A 14,212-nucleotide genomic window follows, 5' to 3' on the forward strand; every position below is an offset into this window, starting at 1 on the left:
CTATCCCGGCTTGCCGCGAAACATCCGTTGCAGCGTCTCGACCTTTGCCAGCGTCTTCAGCGAGCGACCGCGGTCGGTGCGCGACAGTTCCAGGATCAGGGTGTTGCAGATCGCCATCGGGACGGTGAGCGAATGGAATTCGCCCTGCTCGCCACGGTCGGCAACGAGTTGCGCGTCGCAATTTGGCACACCCGTGCGCCGGTCCGTGATCAAGAGCGTTCCGGCATTGATGCCTTGCGCATAGGCGATGATCCGCGCGGCCGCCGGACTCTCGTGGCGAAAGACCAGGGCGACGACGACATCGCCGGCGGCGAGGCCGAGCAATTGGTCAGCCGCCTGCCAGTCGGCATGGGCGACCACTGCCGCCCTGTAGCCGGACCTGACGAGACGGCGCACGAACAGGTCGGCAAGGCTGCTCGCATGCCCCTCGCCGACCACCAGGATCCGCCCGGCGTCGCGCAGCAGACCGGCGGCGGCAATGATATCGGCATCCGAAATCTGCGCAGCCAGCGCGTTCAGGGCACGGATTTCGCCATCGACGACAGAGCCCAGGAGGGAATCGCCGCGGACGCGGCTGAGCCGGCGCCGGACGCGAACCGACGCGTCGAGATCGGCGACGACCGCGTCCTGCAAGGCGCCGCGCATGTCGCGATAGGTGGCAAAGCCGAGCTTGCGCGCGAGCCGGCCCGCAGTCGAGGGATGCACGCCGGCCTGCCCTGCGACCTTGTGCGCCGGCAGAAAGCTGCCGGCTGTCCGGTCAGCGAGGAGAACCTCGATCAGCCGCCGATCGGCTTCGGTCAGTTCGTCCCGGTGCGCCGCGATAATCTCCGTCAGGCTCATGCAACCCTCCCCATGCCGCCCAAGGTAGACAAGCTCTTCGGAGCTATGCAAGATAAATTGCTGAACCTTGATATCGCAATTTATCTTGCAACGCAGAAAACCCCTTGGACTGTGACGGTGACATGACAGAGATCGCCTCTCATCGCGGCGGCGCCAGACTCTGGCCCGAGAACAGCCGCCTCGCCTTCCGCAACTCCGCCGCGATGGCTGTCGACTTCATCGAGTTCGACATCCATCGCAGTCGCGACGGCGTGCTGGTCGTCCATCACGATCCGCTGCTCGGCCGAACCTCTGCCGGCACCGGAGCGATCGCGGACAAGGACTGGGCCGAGCTCCGGGAGGTGGCGCTGCTGCGCACAAGCGACGAGACTATTCCGACCCTTGACGAGGTGCTCGACATTCTCGAGCCGAGCGGCATCAAGCTGCGCATCGAGCTGAAGAACCGGCACGACGGCAGCCGCTATCCCGGGATCGAGGCCCAGATCGTCGAAGTGCTCACGGAAAGGCGCCTGCTCGACCGGACGACCTTCACCGCGTTCGACATCGCGACGCTGGAAGAATTGTCCAGCTTGGCGCCAGCCACGCCATTGATCTGGCTGATCGCCGAGAAGACGCTCGCCGCGCCGACGCGAGATCTTGGCGCCTTGTGCCGAAAGGCTCGCATGGCGGGCGTTCCTGAGATTGCGGTGCGCATCTCGCAAGCCCAGGACACCGACACGGAGATCTGCCGGCGTGAGGCGATCCGCTACGGGCTCTTTGCCGTGCATGAGCAGGCGGACATCAAGCAGGCCTTCGCCGCGGGCGTAAGCGCCTTCACAACGGATCGGCCGGACCTCGCCGTCGCCCTAAGGCCATAGGCAAGTCGGACTGCGCGGGCTCTGCTGCGTCTTGCCGATCCATCCGATCTTTCCCGATTCCGGTCTCGAAGGGGTGCCGCCATGCCAACCAAGGCGGCACGCTGGCCCTCATACTGAATTGAAAAACCTCGATCCAATCTCCCAATATTGGATCCCATCCTGAACGTCGGCATCATCCCAAAAATAATTATGGATCTTTCCTGAGATATTCACGCTATATAGCGGCGCAATCAACTTTCTTGATGCTTTTCAAATCCAGTTCATAATTTAGGTTAAATCTCGTCCGTAGTGAATTGTTCTCATGTCAGGAAGCGCCATTATTTTGGTGGCGACACTCCTTGGTGTGCGCCGGCCGCTTGGGGCCAGCTCAAGGGCAAGGCCGGGAACGATCGTGTGCGGCCAGACTTTATGCTGCGGGCCGCGTGTTCCGGCATGGCGTCAGTCGTGCAGCTCTGCCGAATGAGGGCATGTGCCTTTCGAGGCGACGCGCAATGGATGATGAGATCCGTCTGCACGCACCCTTGCTAAGAACCGAGCCGTGCTAGCCGGTCTCAGCCCTGGCGCGCAGGTCCTCCCATGAAGCGGAGCACCTGATCCATCGAGGACCGCGCGACGCGCGATCATCCTGCTATCCGGGCCGCAGTCCTGTTCCAGCGTTGGAGCGGTATGTGGCCTGTTCGATGCGCCCAACGAGCGCATGATGCTGCCTGCGGCGGGCCTTTTGTCCCTCGCCAGGCGCCATTGAAAGCCGTCGCCGACCATTGCCGCATCGATCGACAGCCGTCGCTCGATCACTGGCGATGCGCACCAGGAGACCGATATGGCGCTCGAACAGGCCTGTGTACATGCGATGCCCAAACCCTGGGGGTCGACCGATCTCCTGCCCTGGAGCGAGGTCGCGCATGACGGCGTCGCCATCGGTGAACTCTGGTTTCAACGCCGCGACATTCACGCGGCCGAGCCCGCCCTGCTGCTCAAGTTGTTGTTCACGCGCGAGGCATTGTCGATCCAGGTGCATCCGGACGACGCTTTCGCGCAAGCTATGGGGCTCCCTCACGGCAAAACCGAAGCCTGGTATATTCTCTCCGCGACACCGGATGCCACGATCGGCGTCGGGCTGAAATCGGCCCATACGCCCGCAGAACTGCGGGCCGCCATCGAGGATGGCTCCATCACCGACCTCGTGCAGTGGCGCAAGGCCTGCAAGGGCGACGTCATCTTCGTGCCGGCCGGAACGATCCACGCGATCGGCCCCGGGCTTGTCCTCGCGGAAATCCAGCAGCGAAGCGACACGACCTTCCGCCTGTTCGACCATGGCCGCCAACGCGAACTTCACATCGAGCACGGCGTTGCAGCGGCCCAGGCCGGGCCCGCCGCAGGGCAAGCCCCAGTGCGGCATCTTGGCGATGGCAGGACCCTGCTCGTCGCGAGCCCGTATTTCGTCCTCGAGCGGTTTGATTTGGCTTCGGGATCGGTCTGGAACCTCAGTGCAAGCAGAGAGACCTGGCTGGTCATCATCGCTGGCACCGCCAGGCTCGGGGCGTTCCAAGCAGTCGCCGGCGAGGGCTGCTTCATCGAGGCCGATAGCATGCGCATCGAGGCGGGGCGCGAAGGCCTGACCTGTCTGGTGGCCTATGACGCGACAAGCCCCTGCCCCGACCTTTTGCATGCCGTCTCTGCGCATGATGCGAATGCGCCAGGCGACGCCGTTTCCCAGCCGCCCCTGCCGCTCCCGGCGCTGGCGGGTCCGTCCAACCCCTTCACGGAGGCCCGACCATGAGCCCGCTCCACCGCATTGCCTTCATCGGCAATTCGCTTCCGCGTCGCTGCGGAATCGCGACCTTCACGACGGATTTGCAACAGGCGGTCGCCTTGTCGGGCTCGGATCTCGAAACCTCGATCGTGGCCATGAACGACCATGGTCATGCTTACGACTATCCACGCTCCGTCCATTATCAGGTCGGCGACGACCGGTTGGAGGATTATGCAGGGGCCGCCGACTTCCTGAATGACGGGCGGTTCGACATCGTCTCGCTCCAGCATGAGTTCGGCATCTTCGGCGGAGAGGCCGGCGGCCACATCATGGCGCTGCTGTCGCGGCTGAAGACGCCGGTGGTCACCACACTCCACACCGTCCTGTCCGAGCCGACGCCGGTGCAGCGCGATGTCATGGAACAGATTGTCGACGCCTCGACGCGCATCGTCGTCATGGCCGAGAAGGGCCGCGACCTGCTGCGGACAGTCTACAGACTCCCCGCTGACAAGATCGAGGTGATCGCGCACGGCATTCCCGACGTCGCCTTTCTCGCACCTGACGACGCCAAGGCCAGGCTCGGGTTCAGTGGCCGCTCCGTCATCCTAACCTTCGGTCTGCTGTCGCCCAACAAGGGCATCGAGGTGATGATCGACGCGATGCCGGCGATCCTGCGGCGTCGCCCCGATGCGGTCTATGTGGTTCTGGGTGCAACGCATCCCAATCTCGTTCGCGACCAGGGCGAGGCTTATCGCGCCAGCCTGATGAGCCGCGTGCGCGAACTCGGCGTCGAGGATCATGTGGTCTTCCTCGACCAGTTCGTCGATCAGGCGACGCTACTGGGCTTCATCTCGATGTGCGATGTCTATGTCACGCCCTATCTCAACGAGGCGCAAATGACATCGGGCACGCTGGCCTACAGTTTCGGCCTCGGGAAAGCCGTCGTCTCGACGCCCTACTGGCACGCCCAGGAACTGCTCGCTGATGGGCGCGGCATTCTGGTGCCCTTCGGCGATGCGGTTGCCATCGGCGACGAGATCGCGGGACTGCTGACCGATGTCGACAGGCGCCAGGCAATGCGGCTGCGTGCCTATGCCAGCAGCCGTTCGATGACCTGGGAACGAACGGCCAAGCGCTATCTCGCCGCGTTTGAGACGGCGCGTCGGGGCCGGGTGCTGAGCGTCGTCGCCAGCCCCATCATGGCAACGCCCTCGCCGCAGATTCCTGCGCCTCCGGAGATGCAGACAGGACATCTCCTGTCCATGTGCGACGATACCGGATTGTTCCAGCATGCCGTCCATTCCGTGCCGGATCGCGCGCATGGCTACTGCGTGGATGACAATGCCCGCGCGCTACTCCTCGCCTGCACCTTGAGCAGCACCGGCGAACGGCAGCTTACGGACGCGCTGACGGCGCGTTACGCATCCTTCGTCCAACACGCCTGGAATCCCGACACGCGACGCTTCCGCAATTTCATGAGCTTCGACCGGCGCTGGCTGGAAGATACGGGTTCCGAGGACAGTCATGGCCGGACGCTCTGGGCGCTGGGCGAATGCGCGCGCAGCGATGTCAGCCCGTCGCGCCGGCAATGGGCAGCCGCCCTGTTCGCGCAAGCCCTGCCCATCGTCGAGAGCTTCACCTCGCCCCGCGCCTGGGGCTTCACCTTGCTCGGCCTCGACGCCTATTGCGCCGTCGCCGGGGCGCCGCCGACTGCCATCTGGCTGCGCCCACTGCTGGCCGATCGCCTGCTCGCCCTGCTCTCGGCAGTCGAGACACCGAACTGGGTGTGGTTCGAGGACGGGCTTTCCTATGACAACGCGCGCCTGCCCCAGGCCCTGATCGCAACCGGTACCTCCATGAAGGTCCCAGCCTATCTCGAGGCCGGGTTGCGGTCGCTGCGCTGGCTCGCGGATCTGCAGACGACGCCCGCGGGTTTGTTCAGGCCTGTCGGCTCCGACAGTTTCGGCGACAAGCGCCGTGCACCGAGGTCCTTCGATCAGCAGCCGCTGGAGGCGACGGCGACAATCTCGGCCTGCCTCGCAGCCTGTCGGGCCGATGGCGATCCGCATTGGCGGACCGAGGCCGCACGCGCCTTCGCCTGGTTCCTCGGCCACAACGACCTCTCGGTGCCGCTGGTCGATCTTGATACCGGCGCCTGCCGGGACGGCCTGCACCGCGACCGCGCAAACGAGAACCGCGGGGGCGAATCCGTGGTATCCTATCTTCTCAGCCTCGCCGAGATTCGCCAGCAGGCCCGCATCAGCGGGGACCGCCCGAAACTGGCGCCGCTTCGGGCCTTGCATGCCTGAGCCTTCGGCGATCGCGCACAAACAGACTGGGGTCGCATTGTCCCAACCCGCCTTCCTGAACCGCCAGGCCCTGTATTTGCGCCCCGATCCCTCCAGAGTCGTCGTGCGCCGGTTCGGTCCCACGACCGAGCCGAGGGACCTCAACCCCGTCGACAAGACCCGGGCGAACCATATCGTCGACCGGGTCCTGACGCTGGATTGCGATACGGCCGAAGGCCTGCTCGCCGACGTGCTGGAGAATTTCAAAGGCCGGCACCGCAACCTGCTGGAAAAATTCGAGCAGCGCGCCGACGAAATGGAGGACGCCTTCGCGACGCATTGCGACTTCACCAGGATTCAGCGTCAGCTCGTCGGCGCCTATTTCCTCCATGAATATTCGTTCGAGGCAGCGGCTCTCTTCAATCCAAGCATCGTCTCCCACCCCGATCAGTCCGGCGCTCCTCCAGGCGGGCGCCGCTTCATCCTGAGCGTACGCGCCGTTGGCGAGGGCCATATCTCGTCCCTGACGTTCCGCTCCGGCTCGATCGCCAGCGATGGCAGCGTCAGCGTCGATCCGACATCGCGCCTGGCCTCGATCGCCACCTTGCGCAACCGGATGGCGCGTCTCGATGGCGACGATGTCGAGGTCGTCTTTTCGCCCGATGGCGACATCAGCGAACGGGTGATCTTTCCCATTACCGCCTCTCAGTCGAACGGCATCGAGGACGCGCGCTTCGTCGCGTTCGACGAAGATGGGAGGACGGTGTTTCGGGCGACCTACACGGCCTATAACGGCCGGGCGATCCGCTCCGAACTGATCGAGACCAGCGATTTCCTGTCCTTTCGGCTGTCACCCCTGCGGGGGACGGCCGCGACGAACAAGGGCATGGCGCTGTTCCCTCGGAAGATCGACGGGCGCTACGCCATGATCGCGCGGCAGGACAACGAGAACCTCTATCTCATCTATTCCGATGATCTTTTCACCTGGAACGGCGGTGTCGTGATCCTGAAACCGCAATTCCCATGGGAGTTCGTCCAAATCGGCACCTGCGGGTCGCCGATCGAGCTCGACGAGGGCTGGTTGCTACTGACCCATGGTGTCGGGCCCGTCCGGAAATACGCGATCGGAGCGGTTCTTCTCGACAAGCAGGATCCGTCGAAGGTTCTCGCGCGGTCCCGCGAGCCGCTGGTTCGGCCGGAGCCGTCCGAACGCGAAGGCTATGTTCCCAACGTCGTCTACACCTGCGGCGCGATACGCCATAACGACCACATCGTCCTGCCCTACGCGGTCTCCGATACGTTCTGCAATTTCGCGACGATCAGGATCGCTGCGCTGATGGGCGCCATGGAACGCTAGGAAGTCTTCCGGGCACGGGCTCGCGAGAGAAACCGGCTACGCAGGCTGGAAAAAGATTCCGCCCGCGCCTGGCTCAAAGTAAGCATCGATGTCGTCATATGTCATGCCTTCGGCCAGACCGGCAGAATTGAAATCATCAAGCAAATCAGGGTTGAGACAATCGACCGAGGGCCTGGATCGATGTATGTGCGAAGATGACGCGGCCTTCGCACTTGCTTAGCGACTGAAAGAAGCGCGTAGTGGATTGTCGCCTCCCTTCGCACTGAACCGAGAGCGGGTCGCGGTGTCATTGTGGCGCCGGTCGGCACTGGATTTTCGTCTTGCAAGGCAATGGCCAGATCATCTGGCGCAACGGCACGCGTCAGCCGGCATCATTCAGCTTCAGAACGTCACGGACTGCCAAGGACATGTGCTCCGGGCATCTTGTCGCGAACCTGAGCCGGGCAGACCCTCTCCAGTTCGCCTTTCCGATTCATCTGATTCAGGATGACGGAGACGTCGTGGATCTTGTGATCATGGGCCATCGCGACGACGGAGCGGCCTTCATCGGTCACCTGGCTTCGCCGACGCATGAGCAGGCGCGCAACGGATCGGGCATCGAGGACACACGTCATGACAACCGATTATAAGGCAGGCGATGTCATCAGCTTGGCTTTTGGCTTCTTCGACAGAACCGGCGTCGGAAAATACGAGATCATTCGGGTACTTCCGGCGAGCGAGAACGGACAGCGGCAATATCGGGTGCGCGGCGCCGATGGTCACGAGCGCGCGATCGAAGAACTCCAGATCCGCGCCGGCGTTACGCAAACGAACCATTTCGGCAACCTGAAATAACCGTGGCGTCCGGAAGAGAGCCGAGCCGGCGGCTCTGATAGCATTGGCAGGGAATGACAGGTGCGGATCATGACGGACCGGACCACCGAAACGGAGATCACGTTCAGCCATCCCTTCAGGTTGAGCGCGCTGTCGGATCCTCAGCCGGCCGGAACCTATCGGGTCGTCACCGACGAGGAAGAGATCGTGGGCGTGTCGTTCCGAGCCTTCCGCCGGACCTCCACGATGCTGCAGATCCCGGCTATCGAATTTTCACGCGGTTCCTCGCAGATCATCCTCGTGGATCCGATCGAACTTACAGCTGCCCTGGAGAAGGATAAGCAGGCCTAGTCACGCCTATGAACCGTGAAGTGAAACGATCATGCGTTATCTCGGTGGAATCTCGGGGCGAGGCGCCCTGATGAGCAACGGCATCAAGATCGGCCGTGCATCTTACGATTTTGAAGGTTTCTTCCAGCATCCGATCGGAGTGACCAGCTGCGGCGAGGTCCGGTTGGCCTTTCCCGCACTGAAGACCGTCTTCGGCCGCGCGGATGTGCAGCTGCTGACCGATGATGGCCATCTCCTCGATCTCAGGTTCTCCTATCGGGAATTTCCGTCGACGACCGGCGCCGCCCATGTCGAGGTCACGGGAGATCTGCCTGGTGCGCCGCAGAATTGGCACCATTGATCATCTCGCCTGCGATGCTGCCGATCGGCGGGCGTCGCTCGAATCCCCGGCTCTCATCTCGATCGACACGATGCGATCGAATTGCCCAGTCCCGCCCCGCCCGCCGCGAGGCCGAAGAAACGGAAACAGCCCGGCGCATGGTCCGGGCTGTTTGCAGATCCAGGATGCGCGGCTCAGAACTTGTAGTTCACGCCGACGCGAACGATGCCGCCGCCGCCGCCGCCACTGGTGGTCGCGGTATAGATTCCGGCCGGGAGCACGCCGCCCGCGGGGTTTTGGAAGACCCGGGTCTGTCGGCCCTCGCCGGTATCGACGTAGAGACCTTCGAGCTTGACGGTCCAGTTATTGGTGAAGGCGTATTCGACACCGCCGCCGATGGTCCAGCCGGCGTTGCTTGTCGTGTTGCCGGTCAGGGGGTTGCTGTTCAGGCCGCCATAGGCCAGACCGCCCGTGATGTAGACCAGGGTCCGATCGAAGGCGTAACCGATGCGGGCGCGCACGGTGCCGAAATACCCGCCGTCACCACCGCCATTGTTTGCCCACCAGGTGTATTGCCCCCAGGACATATTGCCGTTCGATCCGACATACTGGATATCGGTCTCGAGACCGTAGACCCATGCGCCGGACTGCCAGTTATAGCCGATCTGGCCGCCGCCGACGAACGCGCCATCGCCGCCATTGCCGCCCAGAATTCCGGAAGAGCCAGCTGTCGGCCCGGTAACGGTGATGTTGCCCGAGTCGGCCCAGCCCATGCCGGCGTTGAGGCCGATGTAAAATCCGGCCCAGGTGAAGACGGGAGCGTAGACGATCGGGGGAGGCGGCGCTTGGCGGCTGGGAAGATCGGCGGAGAAGGCAGACGTAGCCAGGCAGGTTGCAAGGACGGCGGTGGATACAAGTCCTAGTCGCATGGTGTCCTCCGAGGTCAGCATTTCACCTCACAATTGTTGCACAACAATCCACACCGGTGAACCTCAATAATCGACCATCCTTTACTGCAGGAATGGCCTAGTATTCCGATAGAGATGCTTTGGCCAACTAGCCGATTCCAAACGTGGAATCTGCGCTGCCCGCGGCGTCCCGATCCGCCGGCCCGCTTCACAGTCGCCATGCCCGCCGGCGCATTTTCAGTCCAGCATCCGCCGTCATGGCCCGGCCCGCGCGCCCGCCAAATCATCCTCGCGCGACGTTGCGACCGATGGCGAGGGTCTCCCGGTTGCGAATGAGAATTGCGCGCTACGGCGCGATCGATTGGGGGGATCGCTCGGCTTCGCCCTCGGCCGCGACAATGCAGTTTCGGCCTCTCGACTTGGCGGCATAGAGGGCCTTGTCGGCACGCGCGTACAGGCTCAGCGATACATCCGTCGGGTCCGTCTCGGCGATGCCTGCCGAAAAGGTGCAGCGGAAATCACCATGGCCGCCGAGCGGCTTCATCGCCCGAACGACAATGAGCATGCGTTCCAGGACCAGCGCGGCCTCGTCCGCGGATGTCCTGGGCATGACCAGGACGAATTCTTCGCCGCCGACCCGGCCGAAACAATCGGAGCGCCTGACATTCGCGTGGATCTCCTTGGCAAATCGGCACAGGATTTCATCCCCAGCCGCGTGCCCGAAGCGATCATTGATGACCTTGAAATGGTCGATATCGAGAACGGCCAGGCAGCCCGTCAGGCGGCTGTCCAGGCGCCGCTGAAGCAGCATGTCGTCGATCCGGGCCATCACGAACCGGCGGTTGGCGACCCCGGTCAGTTCGTCCGTGTACGAGGCCTTGACCGCACTGTCCCGGTCCTGGCGCAGAGTTCTCTTGTCGGAATGGAGATCGGTCGTGACGCTCGCGATGCAGAGCATCCAGCCGTCATCGCTGACCATCTCGGTCATCCAGAGCCACCGCCCGTCATGCAGATCGGTCTCGTAGGCGCGGTACCCGACCTTGCCTCGCCGCGACTGCGTCGAGATCAGCCATTCCTCGAAATTCTTGGTTCGAACGACCGTCCCGGTTTCCGCCGAAAAATTCCGGCGCATGATCTCCGACCAGGACGGATCCTCGCTGGCGCGGATGGAATAGGCCTGGCGAAAGGCTCGGTTCGCCTTTCGAAGCCGGTCGAACTGGTCATACAGGGCGACCAGGACCGGGGAGCCCTCAAGCATCTCAATGAGCTGTTGAGTCGTCTCGTCCATCGATCGGGAACCTAACACGTTACCGGGAGGGGAAGCAGCCCTTCACTCGACGAATGACCGGCCCGGTTTCTGTCCGACGAGCACGGCATTGCCGGAAAGGGACTGCCGATCAGGCAGTCGAGCGGAGGTTTGCAGCATAAGGCCAGTATGCAGTGACGATGGCTCACCGTACCCAACCCTCGCACTGCCGATCAACCTGCCTTTTGCCGAGGAGCGGTCGAGCGCCTTGCTGCCGGCCTTGCCGGCGCCCTGGCTCAGGCACTGGCGCGCAAGGTTTCCATAAGGTCGCCTGCAGTCGCGACCCGGCTCGTTCCGGCTGAAGTTCCGATCGGGCCGCGTCGTCACTGCATGTTGTAGACGATGCGCCCGATCCAATAGCCCTGATAGGCAAGATGCACGGCAGCCATGGACATCTGGATCCAACGTTGCGCGAAAACACAGGCAACGAGACAGAGAGCCAGGCCAATCGGTACCTGGATCAAGTAATCGCCGCTGAGCTGGGTCCAGCGCTCCGTGCCCTTGATCAGGGTATCGACCACGTCGAGAACGAAGGACGTCGCCATGAGGCCGAAGAACCAGCGCCGCCGGTTGATGAAGAAGTCCTCGTAGCCGGCATATTCAGCGACGTTGTCCGGAAACAGCAGCGCCGACAGCAAATAGAGCACGATCGCGTAGCCGATCAGGAAGATGTAGACGCCGAAGCTCCAGTTGTGGATGCGCGACAGCCCGAATTCCCACCACCAGAACAGCACGAGTTCCAGCAGGATCGAGCCGACCCAGAGCATGTGAAGCATCGAGACGCGATAACGATCGGGATGCTGGATGAAACCGGCGATGCCGGTCAGCATCCGGGTGATGCCGAGGCCGATGATCATGCCCATTACGATGCGGACATGGGGAAAGAGTTCATGTGGCGCGACGGTATCCATCGCGTGTGATTAGAACATCCGGCCGGAAAATGGAATCCGGTTCAGATTCGAAGCGGATCGTTCACTCTTGCCTCGAAGGGGTTGAAATCACGTCGGAAATTTGAAGCGACGCTTGCCAGAAAGACCCCCCCTCTTCTTCCGAGGCAATGCAGGCATCGCCTACTCCCTGCGGCGCGGAAAGCGTGGACACCGACCCGCGCAACCTCGGTCGCCGGCGAGTTCGTCCTGGAGGCGCAGCCCCCGTGCCCGGATTACTTGGTTTTGACCAGAACGACGCGAGCGTTGCTGTCTTCCCACCGCTTCAGGACATTGATCGTGACATCGCTCTCATGCCGATGCACGCGCACATCGAATCGCGAGGCCCCAAGTCTCAGCCCGCGAATTGTCACATCGTCGAGAAACGAAGGCAGCACGGGATCCAGGAGTTTGACCTCGTTCGTCGCCGCCGGCAATTGCAGCCCGAGGCAAGCGGCCAGCATCGCGAAGGGCGCGGCTGCAGCCCAGGCCTGAGGCGAGCAGGCGACGGGATAGGCAGTCGGTCCACGTCGACGCCGTCTCAGGAAGCCGCAGAAGAGCTCCGGCAGGCGGCGCTGTTCCTGATAGGCAGCGGCATCAAAGATAGCCTCGAACAGCCGTGCAGCCTCGGCTTTCAGGCCGTAATTGCCAAAGCCGAGGGCGATCAGCGCGTTGTCATGAGGCCACACAGAGCCATTGTGATAGGACATCGGATTGTAGCGGGCTTCATTGACATTGAGCGTGCGAATGCCCCAGCCGCTGAACCCCCCTTCACTCATGAGTGATTGGGCGACCTGCGCCGCCCGCGAGGGGTAGGCGATGCCACCGAACAGAGCATGACCGGCGTTGGAAGACCGAACGCGACACTGCCGCTTGTTTCCGTCCAGCGCCAATGCGTAGGAGCCGATATCCTCGCACCAGAAAGCGCGGTCGAACCGCTCCTGCAAGATCGATGCTTCACGCCGTAGCGCGTGGGCGCGCTCACCGAGATCGAGAGCGCTCGCCATCGTGGCTGCAGCTTGCTTCGCGGCATAGACATAGGCCTGAACCTCGACGAGGGCGATCGGTCCCTGAGCCAAGGAGCCATCGGCATGCGAGATCGAATCGTGGCTATCCTTCCAGCCTTGATTGGCCAGGCCATTTTCGGTCTCGCGAAAGTATTCGACAAATCCGTCGCCGTCGCGATCTCCGAATGTGTCGCACCATTGAAGTGCGGCCTCGATGTTCGGCCAGATCTGTTCGATCGTCGCCCGGTCACCAGTGCGACCAAAATACTGGCCTGCCAGCATAACGAATAGCGGGGTGGCATCGACGGAGCCGTAATAGAAGCCGAACGGAACCTCACCGAGATTGGCCATCTCTCCGCTTCGCCGTTCGTGCAGGATCTTGCCCGGCTGCGCATCGGCTTCGGGTTCAGCGGCGACGGCCTGTGCCTTCGCCAGCTGGAGCAGTACGCCCCGCGCCACCAAGGGATCGGTCCACAGCAACATCATGGCCGTGATAATGCCGTCGCGCCCGAACATCGTCGAAAACCACGGAATGCCAGCATAGGGGTAAACTCCGTCGGCACTCCGGGTCATGAGCGTGTAAAGATCCGACGTCGAGCGGCAGACAATATCCGTGAAGTGGGTATTCTTGGACTCGACCTTGGCAATGTTTGAGGTCAGCGCGCGCAGATCCCGGCGAGCGTCCTGATAGGCCTTGGCAAAGCCTTGAGGCGGCACGCCGGGCGCATCTGCTTCGGACCTCACGCCTCGGCTCGGCGCGTCAAGCATATCGCAGGCAATGGCGATGAGAAGCGAGGTTCGCTCCCCGGGCTTGAGTGAAAATTGAAAGGACGCAAAGTCCTGCGTCAATTGAATCGGTCCCGGTTCGAAACGAAGAACGGTTCTGCGCACCCGGTCATCGAGGCCGCGATAGAGGAACCGCACAATCTGTGAAGACACCGTGACATCGAACTCGCCGCGATGAGCGCGTTTCATGCCCCTGACTTCGAAGAGATCCCGGAAATCTGCCGCGAAAGACAGGGAAAGCCTGAATTCGTGGGGAATGCGGTCGAAATTGCGCAATCCGACACGCTCATAGCAAACGGAATTCCAGAGAAACTTGGTCCGCTCGATGGCGATCGCGTCACGTGGAATGACCGTCGTGCCATCTTTCCGGGTAATCTCAGGATTGGCCAGATCAACCGTCAAGGACGCGTTGTCGTCCTGGATGACCGAGCTGAGAAGGAGGGGCCGCTTCCCTTCGAAGAACAGTTGCAGCCGCGAAAGATGCCTGGTGTCGCTGGAGAATAGCCCCTCCGACGTGTCGGGGGTGATGCCGAGGTCGCCATAGCTGTCGAGAACAGCGAACGCATCGCCTGCCTTCAGTGTGCGCAATGGGCGCTCTACGAGCGACGGGTGGGCATCGAGGGCGTGCTCGGCCAGTTGTTCCTGCAGAGGCGGGATCTGGCGCTCGCCTGCGGCGACGCTGTGCTCATTCATCCCACTGC

Annotated in this window: 13 protein-coding genes; 8 read left to right on the plus strand and 5 right to left on the minus strand. The window is 62.7% G+C overall.

Annotation, left to right across the window (positions count from 1 at the left end):
- Entirely contained in the window at positions 1-840 is an 840-nt protein-coding gene (locus AB4118_RS17885) for a MurR/RpiR family transcriptional regulator (protein WP_069881107.1), read from the minus strand.
- Positions 841-962: 122 nt separating this feature from the next.
- Here AB4118_RS17885 and AB4118_RS17890 point away from each other — a divergent pair, with 122 nt between their 5' ends.
- From AB4118_RS17890 to AB4118_RS17925, 8 genes are all read left to right on the plus strand, one after another.
- Positions 963-1,697 (plus strand): glycerophosphodiester phosphodiesterase family protein, encoded by a 735-nt coding sequence (locus AB4118_RS17890; protein WP_441490999.1) that lies wholly within the window; start codon positions 963-965, stop codon positions 1,695-1,697.
- Between the two features lie 820 nt (positions 1,698-2,517).
- The gene (locus AB4118_RS17895; protein WP_441491000.1) at positions 2,518-3,477 is read left to right on the plus strand and encodes a class I mannose-6-phosphate isomerase; all 960 of its coding nucleotides are present in this window, start codon (positions 2,518-2,520) and stop codon (positions 3,475-3,477) included.
- On the plus strand, positions 3,474-5,759 hold the full coding sequence (locus tag AB4118_RS17900; RefSeq protein WP_441491001.1) for a glycosyltransferase family 4 protein: 2,286 nt from the start codon (positions 3,474-3,476) through the stop codon (positions 5,757-5,759). The genes AB4118_RS17895 and AB4118_RS17900 overlap by 4 nt, the downstream gene beginning before the upstream one ends.
- A complete protein-coding gene (locus AB4118_RS17905; RefSeq protein WP_441491002.1) occupies positions 5,752-7,095 on the plus strand; it encodes a glycoside hydrolase family 130 protein in 1,344 nt (447 codons plus the stop codon). The genes AB4118_RS17900 and AB4118_RS17905 overlap by 8 nt, the downstream gene beginning before the upstream one ends.
- A 320-nt stretch (positions 7,096-7,415) precedes the next feature.
- Entirely contained in the window at positions 7,416-7,724 is a 309-nt protein-coding gene (locus tag AB4118_RS17910; protein ID WP_441491003.1) for a hypothetical protein, read from the plus strand.
- Complete coding sequence (locus AB4118_RS17915; RefSeq protein WP_441491004.1) at positions 7,708-7,929, plus strand: hypothetical protein; 222 nt, start codon at positions 7,708-7,710, stop codon at positions 7,927-7,929. The genes AB4118_RS17910 and AB4118_RS17915 overlap by 17 nt, the downstream gene beginning before the upstream one ends.
- A gap of 69 nt (positions 7,930-7,998) precedes the next feature.
- Complete coding sequence (locus AB4118_RS17920) at positions 7,999-8,259, plus strand: hypothetical protein (protein WP_441491005.1); 261 nt, start codon at positions 7,999-8,001, stop codon at positions 8,257-8,259.
- Positions 8,260-8,290: 31 nt separating this feature from the next.
- Positions 8,291-8,599, plus strand: a complete 309-nt coding sequence (locus AB4118_RS17925; RefSeq protein ID WP_441491006.1) for a hypothetical protein — start codon at positions 8,291-8,293, stop codon at positions 8,597-8,599.
- A 173-nt stretch (positions 8,600-8,772) separates the two neighbouring features.
- Here AB4118_RS17925 and AB4118_RS17930 read toward each other — a convergent pair whose 3' ends face one another.
- From AB4118_RS17930 to AB4118_RS17945, 4 genes are all read right to left on the minus strand, one after another.
- The gene (locus tag AB4118_RS17930; RefSeq protein WP_441491007.1) at positions 8,773-9,507 is read right to left on the minus strand and encodes an outer membrane protein; all 735 of its coding nucleotides are present in this window, start codon (positions 9,505-9,507) and stop codon (positions 8,773-8,775) included.
- A gap of 325 nt (positions 9,508-9,832) precedes the next feature.
- Entirely contained in the window at positions 9,833-10,774 is a 942-nt protein-coding gene (locus AB4118_RS17935; RefSeq protein WP_441491008.1) for a GGDEF domain-containing protein, read from the minus strand.
- Positions 10,775-11,115: 341 nt separating this feature from the next.
- Positions 11,116-11,703, minus strand: coding sequence for a hypothetical protein (locus tag AB4118_RS17940; RefSeq protein ID WP_441491009.1), 588 nt, complete (start codon positions 11,701-11,703; stop codon positions 11,116-11,118).
- Positions 11,704-11,954: 251 nt separating this feature from the next.
- Positions 11,955-14,204: an amylo-alpha-1,6-glucosidase gene (locus AB4118_RS17945; RefSeq protein ID WP_441491010.1), complete on the minus strand. Its 2,250-nt coding sequence runs from the start codon at positions 14,202-14,204 to the stop codon at positions 11,955-11,957.
- Positions 14,205-14,212 lie beyond the last annotated feature (8 nt).

This window comes from Allobosea sp. 2RAB26 (assembly GCF_052115465.1).
In the GTDB taxonomy this organism is placed as follows: domain Bacteria; phylum Pseudomonadota; class Alphaproteobacteria; order Rhizobiales; family Beijerinckiaceae; genus Allobosea.